The sequence below is a fragment of the Micromonospora sp. NBC_00821 genome, assembly GCF_036347035.1.
Taxonomy (GTDB): domain Bacteria; phylum Actinomycetota; class Actinomycetes; order Mycobacteriales; family Micromonosporaceae; genus Micromonospora; species Micromonospora hortensis.
Genome location: NZ_CP108880.1, coordinates 5,713,982 through 5,733,065, shown reverse-complemented (window position 1 = coordinate 5,733,065; position 19,084 = coordinate 5,713,982). Strand labels below are relative to the sequence as shown.

The following is a 19,084-nucleotide window of genomic DNA, read 5'->3' as shown; positions in this document are numbered from 1 at the left end:
CCGTAACCCACGATCGTTGAGGTTGACGAACGGCTCGTGCAACTTGCACGAAAAGTACGAGGACCAGCTGTACGGCTGACGTACATCCTGTGCGACCAGCGAAAACCTGAAAATGAACGGCAGTCGCCGCACCCGCGGACATCGCCCCGATTCGATTGATCGTCGGTGGCAGGGGAGGATGGGGAGATGGACGAGCTACCCATAGGACGGCGAGTGGCCTACTGGCGGGGGCGACGCAAGATGTCGCAGCAGGTCTTCGCGGACCGGCTGGGCAAGTCCAAGAGCTGGGTGGACAAGGTCGAACGCGGCGTCCGACGGCTGGACAAGTTCTCCGTCCTCTACGAGATCGCCGACATCCTCCAGATGGACGTGCAGCTGCTCATGGGCAAGGACCCGGAGCGGCGCGCCGACGCCCTCAACTGCATCGACCAGGTCGAGGTGCAGGAGATCCGGGCGGCGCTGGAACGCTACGACTCGATGAGCGCGTACTTCGACGCGGCGCCGTACCCGCCGCCGATGGACGACATGCGCAAGGCCGTCAACCACGCCTGGCTCACCTACCAGTACGGCCGCTACGGAATGCTCACCCGGGCGCTGCCGAAGCTGCTGCGCGACGCCCAGGCGGCCGACGCCGCCTACGGCGGTGAGCAGGCCGCCGAGGCGGCCCACCTGCTCGGCCAGGTCTACCAGATCGCCTCCTCGGTGCTGCGCAAGCTCGGCGAGTGTGAGCTCGCCTGGTTGGCCGCGGACCGGTCGATGGCGGTGGCCCAGCGGGCCGACGATCCGCTGCTCGCCGGGATCGCCACCACCCGGGTGTGCAACGCCCTGGTCGCGATGGGCCGGGCCCGCCCCGCGCTGGAGCTGAACGTCCAGATCGCCAACCGGTTGGCACCGGGTGGCAGCAACGAGGTCTCGCCGGCCCGCCTCTCCGTCTACGGGATGCTGCTGCTCCAGGGGGCGATGGCCGCGTCCCGCATCGGTGACTCGGCCAGCGTCGACGACCTGATCAACTGCGCGCAGGAGGCCGCCACCCTGCTCGGCGGCGACCACAACCACTACTGGACGTCGTTCGGCCCGACGAACGTCGAACTGCACCGGGCCGCCGCCGCTGTGGAGCTGGGCGACGGGGGGCGGGCCGTGGAGGTGCACCAGCTGCGCATCGCGGAGCCCTCCTTCAACGCGCTGCTGCCCGAGCGTCGCGCCCACCACCTGCTCGACATCGCCCGCGGGTACGCCCAGATAGGTGACGTGGCGAACGCGGGCGAGATGCTGCTGCTCGGTGATCGGCTCGCCCCGTCGGAGATCCGCTGCCGGCCGATCGCGCACGAGGTGATGTCCGACATCCTCCGTCGCACACGTGGTGCGCCGCCTTCTCCGGTAGCGGAGTTGGCTGAGCACATGGGAGTAGGGGTATGAGCGCGGAGCCGGTCTGATGGCCGGCGCAGCGCACAACAACGGGCACCGCGAGGTGCTCTACGTCATCGCCTGCGGTTCGCCGCTGGCCCGGCACGTCGGCCGTCTGGTCGACCTCGCCCAACAGGACGGTTGGGACGTCTGCGTGGTCACCACGCCGGACGGCGCGAAGTTCGTCGACCAGTCGGCCCTGATTCGGCAGACCGGCCACCCGGTGCGGACGCACTACAAGAACCCCGGTGACCCGGACGTGCTGCCACCCGCCGACGCCATGATCGTCTGCCCGGCCACCGTCAACACCGTCAACAAGTGGGCGGCCGGGATCACCGACACGCTGGCGCTCGGGCTGTTGGTCGAGGCGCAGGGCAAGGGCGTCCCCATCGTGGCGGTGCCGTACACCAACGCGGCGATGGCCTGCCACCCGGCGTTTCGTGCCGGGGTGGCCCGGTTGGCCGAGTGGGGTGTCACAGTGCTGTTCGGCGACGATGTGATCGCTCTGCATCCGCCCGGAACGGGGGAACAGCACCTGCACGCCTTCCCCTGGGCGATGCCGCTGGCCGCGTTGCAGACCGTTTCCTGGAGCGCCGCCTAGCGCATCCGGCAGATCTTCCACACGACGCGGCCGGGCCAGGTGTCACCGCCCGGCGGCCCCGACGCCGGTAAGCTGGCCCGCCGTGAGCACAAGCGGATCCGCCCCCACAGTCAGCGACGTGGTGGCCGCGCTGGAACGGCGCTTTCCGCCGGTCTGGGCGGAGGAGTGGGATCGGGTGGGCCTGGTGCTCGGTGAGCCGGCAACCCCGGTCCGCCGGGTGCTCTGCGTGGTCGACGTGGTGCCCGAGACTGTCGACGAAGCCCTCGCCGCCGACGCGGACATGATCGTCGCGCATCACCCGCTGCTGCTGCGCGGGGTGTCGTCGGTCGCCGCGACCACCTTCAAGGGGCGGATCATCCACCGGTTGATCCGGGCCGGGGTGGCGCTCTACGCGGCGCACACCAACGCCGACGTGGCCTCCCCGGGCGTCTCCGACGCCCTCGCCGCCCGCTTCGGGCTCACCGGTCTGCGCCCACTTCAACGACCCGCGCCCGGCTCGCCCGCCCACGGCGACGACAGGGGTTTCGGCCGGATCGGCGAACTGCCCGAGCCGATGACCCTCGCCGAGCTGACCCGGCACGCGGCAGCGGTGCTCCCCGTCACGTCCTGGGGAGTTCGCGCGGCGGGGGATCCCGGGCGTATGGTTCGTACCCTCGCCGTCAGCGGCGGGTCGGGGGACAGCTTCCTCGGCGCCGCGACCGCCGCCGGGGTGGACGCGTTCCTCACCGCCGACCTGCGGCACCACCCGGCCGGCGAGCACCTCGCCGCCGATGGTCCCGCCCTGATCGACGCCGCCCACTGGGCGACCGAACGACCGTGGCTGGACGACCTGGCCGCCTTCCTCCGGGAGGCGCTGGACGTCGAGACGCTGGTGTCCGACCTGGACACCGACCCGTGGACCGTGCACGCCGCCGCACCCGCTGTGGACGACAAGGAGCCCGACCGTGAAGGCTGACCCCAAGGTGCAGCGCCGCCTGCTCGACCTCCAGGCGATCGACACCAACCTCGCCCAGCTCGCCCACCGCAGGCGAACGCTTGCCGAGCGGGCCGAGCTGGAGTCGCTGGCTCGGGAGCTGTCGTCGATGGAGGACGAGCGGGTTCGCGCCCAGGTGGCCGTGGACGACCTGGACCGGGACATCGCCCGCTTGGAGAAGGACGTCGAGCAGGTCCGGGCCCGCAAGGAGAAGGACGAGAACCGGCTTGCCGCCGGCACCGGCCCGGCCCGCGAGCTGGAGGCGCTCCAGCACGAGCTGGTCTCGCTCAAGCGCCGCCAGGGCGACCTGGAGGACGCCGAGCTGGAGCTGATGGAGCAGCGGGAGACCGCGCAGGGCGTCCTGGACGGCGTGGAGCAGCGGCTGGCCGAGACCCGGGACAAGCGGGCCGCTACCGAGCAGCGCCGCGACGAGGCGCTGGCCGAGATCGCCAAGGAGGAGGAGTTCAAGCGGGGCGCCCGTCAGCCGCTCGCCGCCGACCTCCCCAGCGACCTGGTCAACCTGTACGACAAGATCCGCGAGGACACCGGGTTGGGCGCCGCGCTGCTCACCGGGGGCCGCTGCGGCGGGTGCCGCCTGGACCTGTCCGGCGCCGACCTGGCCCGGATCCGCAAGGCCGCCCCCGACGACGTGGTCCGCTGCGAGGACTGCCGACGGATCATGGTCCGCACCAACGAGTCGGGCCTGTAGGTCGTGGCGCCGCGCGTGGTCTCCATGGAGGCCGACGGTGGGTCCCGGGGCAATCCCGGCCCCGCCGGTTACGGCGCTGTGGTCCGCGACCCGGAGACCGGCGAGGTGCTCGCCGAGCGCTCCGAGTCGCTCGGCACCGCCACCAACAACGTCGCCGAGTACCAGGGCCTGATCGCCGGGTTGACCGCCGCCGCCGAGTTGGGCGCCGCCGAGGTGGACGTCCGGATGGACTCCAAGCTGGTGGTCGAGCAGATGTGCGGCCGGTGGCAGATCAAGCACCCCGGCCTGCGGCCTCTCGCCGCCCAGGCCGCCGCGCTGGTGGGCCGGTTCGCAGCGGTCCGGTTCAGCTGGATTCCGCGCGAGCAGAACCGGCACGCCGACGCCCTCGCCAACGCCGCCATGGACGCCGCAGCGGGTCGTCCCCCGGCGACCGCGGCCCCCGCCCGTCCCGCGACGACTGCGGCCCCCGGCCAGCCCTCGACCCCGATCATCGGCAGCGACCCGGCGACCGCGCCGGCCTCCTGGGAGCCACGGCCGACCTTCACCGCCACCCGGCTCATCCTGGTCCGGCACGGCGAGACCGCCTACACCGAGCAGCGGCGCTACTCCGGGCGCGGCGACGTGCCGCTCTCCGAGCGTGGCCGGGCCCAGGCCCGCGCCACCGGCACTCGGGTCGCCGAGTTGGCCCCGTCCGTCGCGGCCGTGCTCAGCTCACCGTTGTCCCGGTGTACGGCCACCGCGGCGTCGATCGCCGAAGCGCTCGGCGGGGACGTGCCGGTCCGCACCGAGGACGACCTGATCGAGTGCGACTTCGGCCAGTGGGAGGGGCGCACCTTCGCCGAGGTGCGCCAGCAGTGGCCGGGGGAGATGGACGCCTGGCTCGCGTCACCCCGGATCGCGCCGCCGGACGGGGAGTCGTTCACCCAGGTCGCCGAACGCGCGCACCGGGTCATCTCGGGGCTGCTCACCGCGTACCCCGGTGAGACAGTGGTGGTCGTCTCGCACGTCTCGCCGATCAAGCTGATGCTGCGCGACGCCCTCGCGGCCGGCGACGGTTTCCTGCACCGGCTCTTCCTGGACGCGGCCGGCATCTCGGTGCTCGACATGTGGCCCGACGGCGGCGTGGCAGTGCGCACTGTCAACGACACCGCCCACCTCGCCACCCTCGACTGAGCCGCCACACCCTTCGTTGGTAACGGCCGGTCGGCCGCGCCGTTCGGCGCAGCCGGCCGGCCGTTCGGCGCAGCACCCTTCGAACGGGTCAGGTGACCGCCATCACAGAGTCGTAGCCTCCGGCCGTTACATCGAGAGCCACGACTCCCCGGAGGTGTGTCAGATGGCTGCACCCGAACCGGAGGCGCCGCCCACGGCGCCGACCAGGGCGAAGGACCACAGCCCCTGGAACTGGTTGCTCTTCATCCCCATCGTGGTGCCGCTGATCCCGGCGTTCTTCAATGGCGACTCGCCCCGGGTCTTCGGCTTCCCGCGCTTCTACTGGCTGCAACTGGCCTTCATCCTGCTCGGCGTCGGCACCACCACGTTGGTCTACCAGATGACGAAGAAGCGGGGAGGCCGCTGATGTGGCGCGACCATCTCACCGAGATCATCGTCTTCTCCCTGCTGTTCCTCCTGGTCAGCGTGATGGGCTTCGTGGCCGCCCGCTGGCGGGCACCGAAGGACATGGCGCACCTGGACGAGTGGGGGCTGGGCGGGCGCAGCTTCGGCGGCTGGATCACCTGGTTCCTGGTCGGCGGTGACCTCTACACCGCGTACACCTTCGTGGCGGTGCCGGCGTTGATGTTCGGTGCCGGCGCGGCCGGGTTCTTCGCCGTGCCGTACACCATCGTCATCTACCCGCTGGTCTTCCTGGTGCTGGTGCGGCTCTGGTCGGTGTCGCACCGGCACGGGTTCGTCACGCCTGCCGACTTCGTCCGCAACCGGTTCGACTCGCCGGTGCTGGCGCTGCTGATCGCCATCACCGGCATCGTCGCCACCATGCCGTACATCGCGTTGCAGCTGATCGGCATCGAGGCGGTGCTCAAGACGATGGGCGTCACCGGCGACAACGCGCTGGCCCGGCACCTGCCGATCATCATCGCGTTCGCCATCCTGGCCGCCTACACGTACCAGTCGGGGCTGCGCGCGCCAGCGCTGATCGCGTTCGTCAAGGACAGCCTGATCTACATCGTGATCCTGGTGGCGGTCATCTACCTGCCGTACAAGCTGGGCGGCTGGGGTGACATCTTCGCCGCCGCGGACGCGAAGTTCGACGCCTCACCCAACCCGAACGACGGCATCCTGCTCAACGGCAACAACCAGCTCCAGTACGTGACACTGGCGCTCGGCTCGGCGTTGGCGCTCTTCCTCTACCCGCACAGCATCACCGGCGTGCTGGCCAGCAGGAACCGCGACGTGATCAAGCGGAACATGTCGGCGCTGCCCGCGTACAGCCTGCTGCTCGGGTTGATCGCGCTGCTCGGCTACATGGCCATCGCGGCCGGCGTGAAGCCGCTGCCCGGCAACTCGGCCGGCTCGGTGGACAACAACACCATCGTCCCGCTGCTGTTCGACCAGCAGTTCCCGGACTGGTTCGCCGGTGTCGCGTACGCGGCGATCGGCATCGGCGCGCTGGTGCCCGCGGCGATCATGTCGATCGCGGCGGCGAACCTGTTCACCCGCAACATCTACAAGGAGTACCTGAAGCGCGACGCCTCCCCGGCCCAGGAGGCGAACGTCTCGAAGATCACCTCACTGGTGGTGAAGGTCGGCGCGGTGGCCTGCATCGTCTTCCTCGACCCGCAGTTCTCCATCGACCTCCAGCTGATCGGTGGCGTGATCATCCTGCAGACGCTGCCGGCGGTGGCGCTGGGCCTCTACACCCGGTGGTTCCACCGCACCGGCCTGATCGTCGGCTGGGTGGCCGGCATGGGGTTGGGCATGTGGATGCTCTACCAGGTGGCCAGCCCGACCCGGAAGCACTTCGGCGGCTCGGCGTTCCCGCTGTCGGAGTTCGGGTTCGACACCACCCGGACGATCTACGTCGGCATCGTGGCGGTGGCGGTCAACCTGGCCGTGGCGGCGCTGGTGACGCTCGCGCTGCGGGCCGCGAAGGTCGAGGAAGGAGTCGACGGCACCGAGCCGGACGACTACTTCGCCGACGAGGGCGACCCACGGGTCACCCCGGGCACCGACCGCGACGCCGACTCGGCCCGCGAGCCGGTCGCGTGACCTGAGGTACGCCCGGGCGCCGACGTCGGTCGGTGCCCGGGCGTACCTGTTCCGCCGTGGCGGCCGTGTGGTGTCTCCGCCGGCAGCCGCTTGCTCAGGTTGCGCGGGATCGGCTGTCGAGCTGATGTCGTAGACGATTCAGGCGCCGCCTGGCCTCGCCGATGGCCGTGGCGGGGCCTGGTGGCCGTGGCGGGTCCTGGTGGGCTGTGGCGGGGCTTGATGGCCGTGGCGGGGCCTGGTGGGCTGGCGGCTCCGGCGGGCCGGGCGGTTTTGCCGGCTTCGCCGCCAAGATCATGCTCGATCATCGTTGTAGTGGTGTCGGACCGCGCGGGATGCCACTACAACAAGGATCTTGCGCGATCTTGGCGGTGGAGGGGGCTGTCGCGACCTGGTTCGCCGCGCAGCGTGGTGGTGGCCGGCGGATGCGCATTCGGCGACGGGAGCCACGCCACTGGCTGGGTTAGCGGGGGCGGTTGCGGTTTATCAGGGCCTGGTTGAGGCGGCCCAGTAGGGCGGCCAGGGTGGCGCGGTCCTCGGTGGTCCAGTCGGCCAGCATGTCGCCGTAGAGCCGGGTGCGGGCGGCCTGGACGGCGGCCATCCGTTGCAGACCGGCCGGGGTGGGGGAGATGACGGTGCCGCGGCCGTCGGACGGGTCCGGGGTGCGGGTGATGAGGCCATCGCGCTGAAGCGCTGACACCTGTCGGGTGACTGTCGAGCCGTCCAGGTTGAGTCGGGCGGCGAGCGCGGAGACGTTCTGCGGGCCGGCGTCGGCCAGGTGGCGCAGGATGACGTACGCCGCGCGGTCCAGCACCCGGTGCTCGGCGGTGCCGGTGGCCCGCCGGGTGGCCTCGCCGAAGCGCATCAGCAGGGCCACCTCGGTCTCGATCCGCCCGAGGGTGCTCTCGTCATGGTCGTCGCTCATAGCTGTATGATACAGAATAAGTACCTGTACGATACAGCTATCTGAGGAGTCGGAGTGGATCGGCGTTCCGAACCGAACCGCAGTGCCATCTACGCCACCACGCTGGTGGCCTTCCTCGCCATCGCCGGCATCGCCGTCGTCGACCCGATCCTGCCGGCCATCGGCGAGGCGATCGGCGTCACCGCCTGGCAGGTCGAGCTGCTGTTTACCGCGTACATCGCGGTCATGGCCCTTGGGATGATCCCGGCGACGCTGGCCAGCGGCCGGTTCGGCTTCAAGCCGGTGCTCATCACCGGCGTCTCAGTGGTCGGCCTCGCCGCGATCCTCGCCTCGTTCAGCGACACCATCGTGCAGCTGTCAGTGCTGCGCGGCGTCTGGGGGCTGGGCAACGCGATGTTCTTCGCCACCGCCATGGTGGTGCTGGTCAACCTGGCCGTCGACCGAGAATGGGTGGTGGGCCTCTTCGAGACCGCCCTCGGCCTCGGCTTCGCCGTCGGACCGCTGATCGGTGGCCTGCTCGGCGAGGTCAGCTGGCGGCTGCCGTTCTTCGTCTGCGGCGTCTTCATGGTCCTCGCCCTCGGCGTGGCCTCCCGCAAACTCCGCGAGCCCACCAACCGGCAGGCCCCGGTACGCGTCGGCCAGATCTTCGCCACCTACCGCCGGCCGGCGTTCATCGCCCTCTGCGTGGTCACCGCCGCGTACAACTTCGTGTTCTTCGTGGTGCTCGGCTACACGCCGCTCTTCCTCGGCCTGGACGTCATCCCGCTGGGGCTCGCCTTCACCGGCTGGGGGCTCGGCCTGGCCGCCGGCATCATGGTGATCGGCCACCGGCTGGCCCACCGCATCGGCGCGGTACAGACCGTCGGCGTGGCCATCGTCGGGCTGCTGGTCTGCATGGTCCTCTTCGCCACCTCCACCAGCACCGCCGAGGCGCTCGTGGTGCTGGTCCTCGCCGGACTCTGCATGGGGCTGGCCAACGCCAACCTCACCGACTTGGCGCTCGGCCTCGGGTCCAACGACCGGCGCGTCGCCACCGGCGCGTTCAACCTGGTCCGCTGGGGCGCCGCCGCGCCGGCACCGATCATCTCCGGCAAGCTCGCCGAGCAGTCGCTGTCGCTGCCGTTCTGGGTCGGCTTCGGAGTGCTCGCCGTCGGCGTGCTCGTCTACCTGGCCTTCGCCCACGTGATGGCCGCCGACTACGGCGAACGGGTCCTCTGGTCCCGCTGGAACCGCGCCGCCGCCGACACGGAACACGAGCCCGTCGGCGAGACCTACTGAGCGGCGGCAGGCGGGGTCAGTTCAGGGCGCGCCAGAGCAGGTAGAGGCCGATCGTCGTACCGAACACCACGATCACCGTCTTGAGCACCACCGCCGGCAGCCGGCGGACGAGCCTGGCGCCCGCGTACCCCCCAACGAGGGTGGCGGGCGCGACCACCGCGACGGCCGCCCAGTTCAAGGGGCCGAACAGGGCGAACACCACGAGCGTCGTCAACCCCACCACCGCGGAGAGCAGGTTCTTGATCGCGCTCACCCGGGCAAGGGTCGCGTCCAGCACCAGGGCCAGCCCGGCCACCAGCATCACCCCGAGCGCCGCGCCGAAGTAACCGCCGTACACCGCGCCGAGCGCGACCATCGTCTGCACCGCGACCGTCCGCCGACGCGGCGACAGGTCCCGGGGGTGACCGACCAGGCGGCGCAGCGGGTCCTGGAAGGCCAGGACCGCTGTCGCGCCGAGGACCAGAAAGGGTACGACCAACTCGAACGCGCGGGCCGGAGTGGCCAGCAGCAGTAACGCCCCGAGAATCGTGCCGACGATGGTGGTGGGCACCAGCGTGGCCAGCGCGCGGGGGCGCGGCAGGTCCTGTCGGCTGCCCGCCACGCTGGCCAGATACCCGGGGAAGACGGCGACGGAGTTGCTGACGTTCGCCGGCACGGGGGGCAACCCGATCGCGATCATCGCCGGAAAGGTGATCAGCGAACCGCCACCGGCCACCGCGTTGACAGTGCCAGCGGCGAGACCGGCGGCGAGCAGCAGCGCGGCGTGGGAGAGATCCATGACGACCCGAGGCTAGTACGCCGCCCGTGCGCTCAACCTTTCGGGACGCCGTCGCGTCATTGCGGGTGACGGACGACGAGAGGAATGACACGTGCCTGGTCACGACGGGGGGTCGGCTGGTGGATGACGCGGACTTCCGCGAGTTCGTCGAGCTTCGCTATCCCGACCTGCTGCGCACCGCGTACCTGCTCACCGGCAGCAGGGACGCGGCGCAGGATCTCGTGCACGAGGCGCTGCTGAAGGTGATGCGGCACTGGCGTCGCGTCGACGAGCCGATGGCGTACGTCCGCCGGGCGATGGTCAACGAACGCAACAGCCGGTGGCGGCGGCTCGGACTGCGCGAACTGCTGATCTCGGTCATCCCGGACCGAGCGGCCGCGGATGCCACCGAGGCGGTCGTCGTCCGTGACGAACTGCTCGCCGCACTGGACCGGCTGCCGATCCGGATGCGCACCGTGCTTGTGCTGCGGTACTGGGAGGACCTGTCGGAGGCGACGGTGGCCGAGGCGATGGGCTGTTCGGTGGGGACGGTGAAGAGTCAGTCCGCGCGAGGGCTGGCCCGGCTGCGGAACGTGCTCAGCAGCCCGGGCCACGGCTCCGCAACGGTGTCGAACAAGCTGGTGGGGGAGCGGGCATGAGCGTCGACGAGCTGCGCGTACGGCTGGCGGCGATCGCCGAGACGGTGGTACCCGACGCCGACCCGTACACCCGATTGGTGCGGCAGGCCCGACGGCGCCGGTGGCACCGCGTCGTTGGCCGTGGCGGTGCGGTGGCCGCGCTCCTGGCGACGGCGCTGGTCGGCCCGACGGTGCTCGGCGTCGGCGGGCACTCCGACGGACCTCACGACCCGTCGCTCGTCCTGCACGGCTCCCCGGTCGACTCACCGTGGACCTGGCGACTGATCAACTCACCGACCCGGGGGAGCCTCGCGGACGACCGGGATTTCGCCGCCCAGGTGACCCGCCTCTTCGACCGTGAGCGGGACAGCCTCCATGTCTCTGCGGACCTGCCCGACGTGAAGCTGCTCTACGCGGACGACTCCGCCGGCTACCGGCGGGTGGTGCTCGCCTTCCATTCCGACACCCACGCGGCGCTGGTGACCCGGCAGGCCCCCGTCGGGGCGTCACCGCGCAGTCTGCTGGCCGCCGATGGCGAGGCCAATGACCGCATCAACCCGTTCACCGTGCTCACCGGCAGGTCGGGCCTGCCCGGCGACCAGGAGCAGTGGGTGCTAGGTCTCGGACCGACCGGTTGCGACGTGTCGTACAGCCGCTCCGCGTCGGTCTCCGGGGGCGAGGTGCGCCGAAACTGGGAGCCGTCCTCCGACGGCGACTGGCTGTTGCTCGACCAGCGGTCCACCCGAACCGGTGCGCAGCCCGGCTGGTGGCGGGTCCGATGCGACGGACAGGTACGCGAGCAGCGGCCGATCGCCCCCTTGCTCGCAGCGACCGGCGAGACTCCTGCCGACCCCGACCTGCCGCCGGACGCCCGACCATCACCGGCCCCGACGATCGCGGATTGGCGGGTGCCCCGGGACGCCGGCCGGGCGTACCGGACGTTGACCCAGATCAGCGATCTCACTGCGCCCCAGCCGGTGATCAGGTGGGCCGGGCGGCTCGACCCCGACGACGAGACCGAATCGGTGCTCGTCGGCCGGCCGGGCGCCGGACCGCTGCTGTTGCAGATCGGAGTGGGCGAAAGACTCTCCCTGCCGCTGACGGCCGTCGACCGGGAGGAGGCCCACGATGACACGGAGACGCCGACGACCGGCGGACAGCAGGCCGAACTGGTCGCCACCGGAATTGCTTCTACCGACGACCTGGCGGCGGTGCGGGTGACCGCCCGCTCCGGGAGCCGCACCGTGCCGACCGACCGCCTGCTGGTCGTGCCGGTGGGAAAGGCCGCCCGGGTCGAGGCGGTCGCGGGCGGCCAGGTGCGTGCGGGCGCCCCGGTACGCGGCGGCGCCGCGCTGCTGACCCTGCCGGTCGGAAGCACCGTCACCCTGCGGGTGCTCGACGGCACCGGTGGCCTGCTCACCTCCACGCAATTAAGCGAACCTGCCGGCGGTGAGCGGATCTTCGGGGAGCTGCTGGTGTCGGACTGGTAACGGGGCACGCCGCAGCCGGGGCGGAAATGGAGGTAGGCCCGGGCTCGTTAGGATGAGAGCGCGACGGACGAGTCGACCGGGCGGCCGCGTCGGCGGGCTTCGGCCCGCCGCCGAGGAACGTCCGGACTCCACAGGGCAGGGTGGTTGTTAACGGCAACCCGGGGCGACCCGCGGGACAGTGCCACAGAAAACAGACCGCCGACCCCAACGGGGACGGTAAGGGTGAAACGGTGGGGTAAGAGCCCACCAGCACCCCGGGTGACCGGGGTGGCTCGGTAAACCCCACCCGGAGCAAGGCCAAGCAAGGGCCGTCACCGCAAGATGACGACCCGGCGCAGACGCTTGAGGGCTGCCCGCCCGATGTCTGCGGGTAGGCCGCTAGAGCCTGCCGGCAACGGCAGGCCGAGATGGATGGCCGCCGCCGGCGCAAACCCCTCGGGGTACGCGCCGCGCACAGAATCCGGCGTACAGGTCGACTCGTCCGTCGCCCACCAGCTCAGAGCCGTGATCATGGCTCTGAGCTGTTCGTTCATCTGGTGGCGTTGATTCACCTTTGTCGTCGTTGGGTGACCTTTGACGGCCTGGCCACGGCCTGAGTCTTCGGTCAGCAGCCCTCCAGTTCGACGCGGCGCAATCGCCTCATCCTGCCGGCCGTTCGGTGGCGTGGCGCGGCTTTTGCGCTGCGCCACCCGCTGTCGAGGATGCTTCGCATGTCTTGGCGGTGTTGCTCCTGGCGCGACTCGGAGACGCGGTGGCAAGCCAGTCCCGGGGTTGGACTCGCGTGGCAGCCAGAAGCCCTCCGCGCCCAGGCCTCCCCGTCGGCTTCCGTCAGGGACTCACTGGAACTGGTCCCTCGGATTGGTGGGGCGGTGCCTTGATCCAAAAAGGGGAAATTGGGCAGCAGAGACCGATCCGCGACCGATCCGCGAGCGGAAGGCCGTGACCGGCGGCTCGTTTACCTGAGCGGTTCATCCGGCGAGGTTCGCTCGCGCCCGAGATCTCGGGCGGCTGTCCGTGTTCCGGATCTTCCGAATCCATCTGGCTACTCGCTTACACGCTCTGTGCGGTACGTCGGCCTCCGACTGGAGTGGCCGTCTCATGAAGGGCACGTCGCATCTGTGATGGAGCTCCTGCTGCGACTCCACCGACTCTCCCGCCTCAGCAAGGCCGTGCGCGCGGCCCGCCATGATCGAAGCTGGCACCTCTAGCGGAGGGAAATCGCCGTTGCGCCACCCGTGTTAACCCCCACGGCCGCTCCCGCCCGACCGAAACGCCCACTATGATCAGGTATTACGCCTTTATGCTCCCGACGATCCACGGCACGACCTGCAATACTGGCACCCATGGACCTCTCTGCTCTTCGGCTACCGGATCGCTTCGAGCGCCTACGCGGCGAAAACCGAGGAACCTTGCAAACAATCATCGTTCCGGTCGAAGAAAGCCTCCATCAGATTGATGAGAGGTTCGCGGACATGCGTGCAGCGCAACGAGGATCCTTTATGGTTCTGCACGGCTCCTCCGGTGCAGGGAAATCAACCTTTCTCGATACCATTCGCCTGTTCCGTGAGAACGTGGAGACCGTTCGAATTCCCCGCACCTCCGATCTAGAACAAGCATTAAATGAGCTGCCGGCCAGCTCCGCACCCCGCGTCATTGTCCTAGAGAATCGTGAGGCGCTAGGGATCGTTTCTAGTTCTGCACTCGAAGCAGCGATGCACGCAGTTAACATGTTCGTTCGTTCCGAGGAGGGCCAGGATGCGTTAGTTGTATGGCCCGTGAACACCGAGGCCCTTGCGAACTTGCTCGCAGAACTTGCTCAGACGCTCGGCGGAGAGGCGTTGCTTGGCCCGGCAGCGCCGATCAACCGATTTCGCGGCCCAGCTCGAGACGACTTCGTCAAAATCGCAGAACGTACCGTCGCCGCCCTAAACGAGGGAGCTTCATTAGCGGCCATCGGGATCTCGGAGGACCATGCGAGGTCACTGCTTAAGTCAGCGGATACAATCGGAAAATATCTCTCCCTGATTCGCGACTCAGCTCGTCGTGCGGGGGCTCGTGTGAAAAGCCTAATGGTCGTCGAATCATACAAAGTATGGACCGTTGTAATCGCGGGGACCGACACCGAAGGTGACGTCGCCGCGCTGACTAGAGGTGGGCAGTCTTACGTCGACACAGACCGGCTCCTTACTTCCACGGGAGCCAACGTGGTTGCGGAACTGAAGAAGCAGCCAGACGCCCTCGGCGTCCTTGCTACAGTACTCGACGCAAGAATTGTCCACATGGATCTATTCACGGCTTTGGCTGCGGCCCGCACCTACGGGTCGCAGAAGCTACACGCCATGATGGATGAAAAAGGCATGTCGACCAGCGCTGATCGTAACGCCAGAGAACGGCTCGAATCAAGCCAACTTGGCGTACTGATATCCGGCGCTTCTCTGGGGACTCGTAGGCGAGGCATCAAGCCGCGCGGAAATACAATGGATGCGTTCCTCAAGCTTGCAGAGATTGCCCAGACGAGTGACGGGTTGCTAAATGATTCGATCGGGCGGGGCCTCTTGAGTTGTGATCTAGTCTCGACATATCAAACCGAGAAGACACTAGGAACAAGTTTGCGATACCAGAGCGACGTCTATTGTCTCGCTGAACACGGCCCAGTCCGTCTTGAAATGATGTGGCGGAAGGCGACAAGCCGGGCCGAAATTGCAAACTATGTTCTGCAAAAGTTAAGCAACTACGGGAAAGCAATTGGGCTGCTGGCGTAGCACCGCTAATCTCCCGCCGCCCCGTGCTCCTGCGGATGCCAATGGCCGCAGGGGCGCGCCCCGCAGGCGGAGATGACCCCTCGTCCCGTAGGAGCCACGAGCCACCGATGAGTGGGCCAGCAGCCCAGCGTTGCTTTGTGGGTGGCCACCCGAAGGATCTTCCTGCTCGGACGCCGCTCACTCAGACCGCTTGGAGGTCCTCACTGTCGGCCGATGAATTGCAGGACAGGCAGGTGTGTAATGACCAGATTCAGCATTGGGCGTTTCGGCCGGTCAGCTTTTACTTCCGCACGAAGTGGAATGCAGCTAAGCCGATTTATCCGAGATGCCCTCGATAGTCATAACTCCTGGCAACGGGGCAATTGAAAAGCCGTTGCCAAGCGGCTTGGGCTTCTGTCCTCCGAGCTAGGTGACGGGCGCTTAGCGTGGCTGGCTTAGAACGTTGGCGGGGTATCGGACTCACACCTGCATGCGGTACCTTGCTTGCCTACCTCGACCGCAACTCATCTCTTTGGTGGCAGTATGTCATTTAACGTGCAAGTACGAGAAGTGCGCTTTACGGATGGCAGTTCAGTGGTTGTCCCTCTCGGTGGTGCGCTCGTCGTCGTCGGCGCAAACAATAGCGGAAAGTCTCTCCTGCTGCGGAGTATTGCTAACCGCCTGGTGAATGAGCCGGCGGCCGATGATCGCGCACTCCTAGATGATATTGACATAATCAAGGAGGGGGATGCAGAAGATGCGCTTAATTGGTTTCGCCAGAACATATCGGAAGAGAGGCGCAGGCCCAATGAATATTACGACACCTGGTTCAAGAATTCGTTTGGGGAGGTGCCGCGTCACCTGGTAGAGACTTTTCAGGAGCGGCCGCGTCTGCATGAACTCGCAAACTTCCTCGTCGCCACACAGTTTGCTGACAGTCGTCTGGCGCTAATATCCGAAAGCTCACTTTATGATATGCTTACAGATATACCCGGGGATCCCATCCAAGCACTTTATGCTAACCCTGAAAAGTTGCATCGCCTGTCGGGCTGGACTCAAGAAACCTTTGGATTTAAGGTATGCATCAATCGGTATGGCACGGCGCTCAAGATACTAATCGGCGAAGATCCTGCAGGTTTGCCGCCCCCGCCTCCTCCGATCGAGGTCCTAGAGCATTACGCGGCATTGCAGCCAGTCGGTTCGCAGGGAGACGGTATCCGCTCATTCGTAGGCCTTCTGCTGCAAACGATGCTGTCGCCGCGCCCAGTCGTAATCGTCGATGAGCCTGAAGCATTCCTGCATCCTCCACAAGCTCGCCGGCTAGGGAAGTTGCTGCTGGACGAATTGCCGACTTCTTCCCAGCTTATTGTTGCTACTCACAGCGAAGACTTCTTGCAGGGAATTCTTGACTCTCGTGATCGGCCCGTGCAGATCCTGCGAATGAGTAATAAGGGCTCTGTTTTCACGCCACGCGCCGTGGCCCCAGAACGCATTCGGGAGACCTGGTCCGACCCGTTAATGCGTTACTCGGACTTGCTGGATGGCCTTTTCCACGCTGGGGTCGTGCTTTGTGAAGGGGACAGCGATTGTCGGTTTTATCAAGCGGTAATGGACGAGCATCTGTCGAATTTGCCCGAAGCAAGGGATCTCCTCTTTACTCATGTAAACGGCAAAGCTCGTCTTGGTAAGGGGATTCGCCAACTTCGAGAGTTTCACGTCGAGTGTGCGGCGATAGTTGATATCGACCTGCTAAATAGTCAACAACTGTTTAAGTCGATCATCGCAGACGCCGGTGGTGACTGGGCTGATTTCGAAGAGGACTTCGAGGTGGTCAAGCTTGCGGTGGAGAGCATGGGTCTTACCGTACCGACGGCTGAGGCTACTCGGAGCAAAATTGCTGAGCTATTTAAGGGGTTGCCCGGAAAGGAGGGGGTGCCCGACAAAATCACAGAAGCAATCAAAGATGCTCTGGCGCCGAAATCGGCCTGGCATCTTTTGAAGAAGGGGGGAGTGGGCATTCTTCCTGAGGCAGCGGCGGAATCAGCGCCCCGGCTCTTTGCTCAGCTACAATCGATCGGAATCTTCGTCGTCCCGGTGGGCGAGCTCGAGCGCTGGATCCCGTTGAACGCGAACAAACAAAATTGGCTAACACAGGTTCTTGAAGACAACCATTACCATCGGTCGCCCCGATCGCTGATCGATTTCTTGTCGTCCGTGGCAGGCTATCTCAACAAAACGCTATAGGTCGTAACCGACCTCACTGCTGCCGCAAAGCAGTGAGCCTGTTAACACAGTCCGCGGTCGAGGCGCTCGCCCGACCCAGGCCGGCTGCCGGCAGGATGGCGACCGCAAGCACACGGCCCAGCTCCCCGGTTCCTGGCGATATAATCTTCGTCCTAGCCGGAGCCGGCCTCCGATCAGCCTTCATAACCGCAATCCCGCGCTCATCATCCAGCTTTCCCGACGCCGCGGACATGCGGTTACCTACGCTGCGCGAGTTCTTGGTCGCGCGGCCTGGCCGTTTGGAAAGCGCGCGCGTCGCGTCAGTTACCGCCGCTCGACGGCCTGGGCGACGAAGGCGGCCCAAGCAGCAGGGGCGAAGTTCAGTGCCGGTCCGGTGGCGTCCTTCGAGTCGCGCACGGCCACAACACCGGGCAGGTTGCTTGCCACCTCAACGCAGTTCCCACCGCTTGCGCCGCTACGGGTGGACTTGCGCCACCGGGCGTTACTGAGGTCCATGATGGCTCTCAACTTCCTTCAGCAGGTCGATGGACTGCCGGCGCGGTAGAGCCTCGTTTCGGACGCTCTCCCACCTTGCCTGAAGCGTAGCCACCTCATCGTCCTTGTCGATGACGTCCCCGCCAAGCTGGTTTTCGAGGTGGCCAACCCACACGCCCTCGCTGGACCGGGCCAGGGCGAACGGTCCGGACAGTCCGATGTGCAGGCCGCTGCCGATCGGGATGACGTGGACGTGAACGTGCGGAAGCTCGGCCATCGCGACCAGGTGAGCCACCTGCTGGGCCATGATGCCGCCCAGCCCATCGCCCGTGCGCCGTATCGCGGCTTCGTCCAGCACGGCGACGAACTGTGGCCGGCGCTCGCCGGTCAAGATCGCCTGCCGGCTCATGCGAGCCTGCACCCGCTGCTCAACCTCGTCGTCGGTGAGGCTTTCGACTGTTCGCAGGACGGTGCGGGCGTAGTGCTCCACCTGGAGCAGGCCGGGGATGAGGTTGGGCTCGAAGTAGCGGAGCTGTGTCGCTTCGCGCTCAGCGTCCAGCCAGGGCAGGAACCACGACGGTGCGCCGAACTTCGTCGCCAGGCGCTCGAAGAGCCCGCCGTTGTTCAGCGCTCGGTCGGCACCCTTGATGAAGTCGATTGTCAGCGCTCTCGTGCCGCTCTCCACGGCGCTGACGTGTGAAGCGCTGAAGCCCGCAGCGCGGCCGAACGACTCTTGCGTCATGCCGGAAGCCCCTCGGGCTCGGCGGATCTCGCCAACGATGAACGCTGATAACGGACCTGGTACGTCTGCCATTCAACGCCCCTCAACTCGAAGGTCGACTACCCGAGGTGCCACACGTCGGGGCCCTGTTGGGCCAGGTCACCCCGGACGCCGGAAGCACCTTCCGAGCGTAGTGGTCTCCACAGCAGAGTGTCACCAGGCGGCGCGGCTGGCAGGCCCACGAGATCCGGTGGTCGCGTTCGCAGCGGGGCCGCTCCCGGCGGGCGAGCACGCACGGAGCGGCCCCTTCCCAACGGCACCAAGGGGAGACCGTGCCCGACGACAAACCCGAAAAGCCCCTGAAGGCCGGCGACGTGATCCACCTGACCACGGCGGCGAGCGTGCAATTTCTGCGCCCGATCTTCGTACGCGTCATCCGCGAGTTGCCCGAGCGGCACACGTACCACGGTTGGGTTTGGATTGAGGGTTACCAGCTGAACGCGGCGGGCGACGCGGTCGCGCACCGCGAGTTGTACGTGCGGCGCGCAGGTGTGCGGATGCAGGCCCTGCCGACCAGACGCCCGCGACGTCCGGTGCGGGTCGGATGATCCCGCACCTGCCGATGCGCCCGGCGTGGCTGTGCCGCAACTGCGCCGCGCCCTGGCCGTGTGGTCCGGCCCAGCTCGCGCTCGTGACCGAGTTCTACGGTCATTCGATCGCGTTGGCGTTCTACCTGGCGGCGTCGATGCAGGAGGCGACCGACGACATGTACGGCCTGGGGCTGCGTCCGGACCTGGCCGCGCTGCACGCCAGGTTCCTCGGCTGGTTGTCGCGGGCCCGTCGGTCCCGCGGACGTTGAACCAGAGGACACCGGCCGGGTGGGTTGTTGCCCCCACCCGGCCGG

At 67.5% G+C, this 19,084-nt stretch carries 18 protein-coding genes and 1 other RNA gene; 15 read left to right on the top strand and 4 right to left on the bottom strand.

Features of this window, described 5'->3' with window-relative positions:
* Nucleotides 1-186 precede the first annotated feature (186 nt).
* From OHB44_RS26015 to mctP, 7 genes are all read left to right on the top strand, one after another.
* Nucleotides 187-1,416 (top strand): helix-turn-helix domain-containing protein, encoded by a 1,230-nt coding sequence (locus OHB44_RS26015; RefSeq protein ID WP_238680500.1) that lies wholly within the window; start codon nt 187-189, stop codon nt 1,414-1,416.
* A 16-nt stretch (nt 1,417-1,432) separates the two neighbouring features.
* A complete protein-coding gene (locus OHB44_RS26010; protein WP_238687243.1) occupies nt 1,433-2,005 on the top strand; it encodes a flavoprotein in 573 nt (190 codons plus the stop codon).
* A gap of 118 nt (nt 2,006-2,123) precedes the next feature.
* Nucleotides 2,124-2,960, top strand: a complete 837-nt coding sequence (locus OHB44_RS26005) for a Nif3-like dinuclear metal center hexameric protein (protein WP_372488421.1) — start codon at nt 2,124-2,126, stop codon at nt 2,958-2,960.
* On the top strand, nt 2,950-3,687 hold the full coding sequence (locus OHB44_RS26000; RefSeq protein ID WP_238687245.1) for a zinc ribbon domain-containing protein: 738 nt from the start codon (nt 2,950-2,952) through the stop codon (nt 3,685-3,687). Before OHB44_RS26005 ends, OHB44_RS26000 begins: the two co-directional genes overlap by 11 nt.
* Before the next feature lie 3 nt (nt 3,688-3,690).
* Complete coding sequence (locus tag OHB44_RS25995) at nt 3,691-4,860, top strand: bifunctional RNase H/acid phosphatase (protein WP_330438512.1); 1,170 nt, start codon at nt 3,691-3,693, stop codon at nt 4,858-4,860.
* 163 nt (nt 4,861-5,023) lie between these two features.
* Nucleotides 5,024-5,266 (top strand): DUF3311 domain-containing protein, encoded by a 243-nt coding sequence (locus tag OHB44_RS25990; RefSeq protein ID WP_091409411.1) that lies wholly within the window; start codon nt 5,024-5,026, stop codon nt 5,264-5,266.
* The gene (gene mctP, locus OHB44_RS25985) at nt 5,266-6,915 is read left to right on the top strand and encodes a monocarboxylate uptake permease MctP (protein ID WP_330438511.1); all 1,650 of its coding nucleotides are present in this window, start codon (nt 5,266-5,268) and stop codon (nt 6,913-6,915) included. The genes OHB44_RS25990 and mctP overlap by 1 nt, the downstream gene beginning before the upstream one ends.
* A gap of 460 nt (nt 6,916-7,375) precedes the next feature.
* On the opposite strand, the gene OHB44_RS25980 is transcribed toward mctP, so the two are convergent.
* Complete coding sequence (locus OHB44_RS25980; RefSeq protein WP_238687248.1) at nt 7,376-7,837, bottom strand: MarR family winged helix-turn-helix transcriptional regulator; 462 nt, start codon at nt 7,835-7,837, stop codon at nt 7,376-7,378.
* Nucleotides 7,838-7,891: 54 nt separating this feature from the next.
* Here OHB44_RS25980 and OHB44_RS25975 point away from each other — a divergent pair, with 54 nt between their 5' ends.
* Entirely contained in the window at nt 7,892-9,115 is a 1,224-nt protein-coding gene (locus OHB44_RS25975; RefSeq protein WP_330438510.1) for an MFS transporter, read from the top strand.
* A 16-nt stretch (nt 9,116-9,131) separates the two neighbouring features.
* Here OHB44_RS25975 and OHB44_RS25970 read toward each other — a convergent pair whose 3' ends face one another.
* Nucleotides 9,132-9,893, bottom strand: coding sequence for a sulfite exporter TauE/SafE family protein (locus OHB44_RS25970; protein ID WP_238687250.1), 762 nt, complete (start codon nt 9,891-9,893; stop codon nt 9,132-9,134).
* A gap of 119 nt (nt 9,894-10,012) precedes the next feature.
* Here OHB44_RS25970 and OHB44_RS25965 point away from each other — a divergent pair, with 119 nt between their 5' ends.
* The 5 genes from OHB44_RS25965 (at nt 10,013) to OHB44_RS25945 (ending at nt 16,985) form a co-directional block, all read left to right on the top strand.
* The gene (locus tag OHB44_RS25965) at nt 10,013-10,531 is read left to right on the top strand and encodes a SigE family RNA polymerase sigma factor (RefSeq protein WP_330438509.1); all 519 of its coding nucleotides are present in this window, start codon (nt 10,013-10,015) and stop codon (nt 10,529-10,531) included.
* Nucleotides 10,528-12,000, top strand: a complete 1,473-nt coding sequence (locus OHB44_RS25960; protein WP_238687252.1) for a hypothetical protein — start codon at nt 10,528-10,530, stop codon at nt 11,998-12,000. The genes OHB44_RS25965 and OHB44_RS25960 overlap by 4 nt, the downstream gene beginning before the upstream one ends.
* A 68-nt stretch (nt 12,001-12,068) precedes the next feature.
* Nucleotides 12,069-12,484: RNase P RNA component class A (rnpB, locus tag OHB44_RS25955), an RNA gene on the top strand.
* A gap of 859 nt (nt 12,485-13,343) precedes the next feature.
* Nucleotides 13,344-14,762, top strand: a complete 1,419-nt coding sequence (locus OHB44_RS25950) for a hypothetical protein (RefSeq protein ID WP_330438508.1) — start codon at nt 13,344-13,346, stop codon at nt 14,760-14,762.
* Nucleotides 14,763-15,284: 522 nt separating this feature from the next.
* Nucleotides 15,285-16,985 (top strand): ATP-dependent nuclease, encoded by a 1,701-nt coding sequence (locus tag OHB44_RS25945; protein WP_330438507.1) that lies wholly within the window; start codon nt 15,285-15,287, stop codon nt 16,983-16,985.
* Between the two features lie 303 nt (nt 16,986-17,288).
* Here the strand turns inward: OHB44_RS25945 and OHB44_RS25940 are convergent, their stop codons facing one another.
* Together OHB44_RS25940 and OHB44_RS25935 are read right to left on the bottom strand one after the other, a co-directional pair.
* Nucleotides 17,289-17,480, bottom strand: coding sequence for a DUF397 domain-containing protein (locus tag OHB44_RS25940; RefSeq protein ID WP_330438506.1), 192 nt, complete (start codon nt 17,478-17,480; stop codon nt 17,289-17,291).
* On the bottom strand, nt 17,467-18,273 hold the full coding sequence (locus tag OHB44_RS25935; protein WP_330438505.1) for a helix-turn-helix domain-containing protein: 807 nt from the start codon (nt 18,271-18,273) through the stop codon (nt 17,467-17,469). Before OHB44_RS25935 ends, OHB44_RS25940 begins: the two co-directional genes overlap by 14 nt.
* 239 nt (nt 18,274-18,512) lie before the next feature.
* Here OHB44_RS25935 and OHB44_RS25930 point away from each other — a divergent pair, with 239 nt between their 5' ends.
* Together OHB44_RS25930 and OHB44_RS25925 are read left to right on the top strand one after the other, a co-directional pair.
* On the top strand, nt 18,513-18,788 hold the full coding sequence (locus OHB44_RS25930; protein WP_330438504.1) for a hypothetical protein: 276 nt from the start codon (nt 18,513-18,515) through the stop codon (nt 18,786-18,788).
* On the top strand, nt 18,785-19,039 hold the full coding sequence (locus tag OHB44_RS25925; protein ID WP_330438503.1) for a hypothetical protein: 255 nt from the start codon (nt 18,785-18,787) through the stop codon (nt 19,037-19,039). Before OHB44_RS25930 ends, OHB44_RS25925 begins: the two co-directional genes overlap by 4 nt.
* The last annotated feature ends 45 nt before the right edge of the window (nt 19,040-19,084 follow it).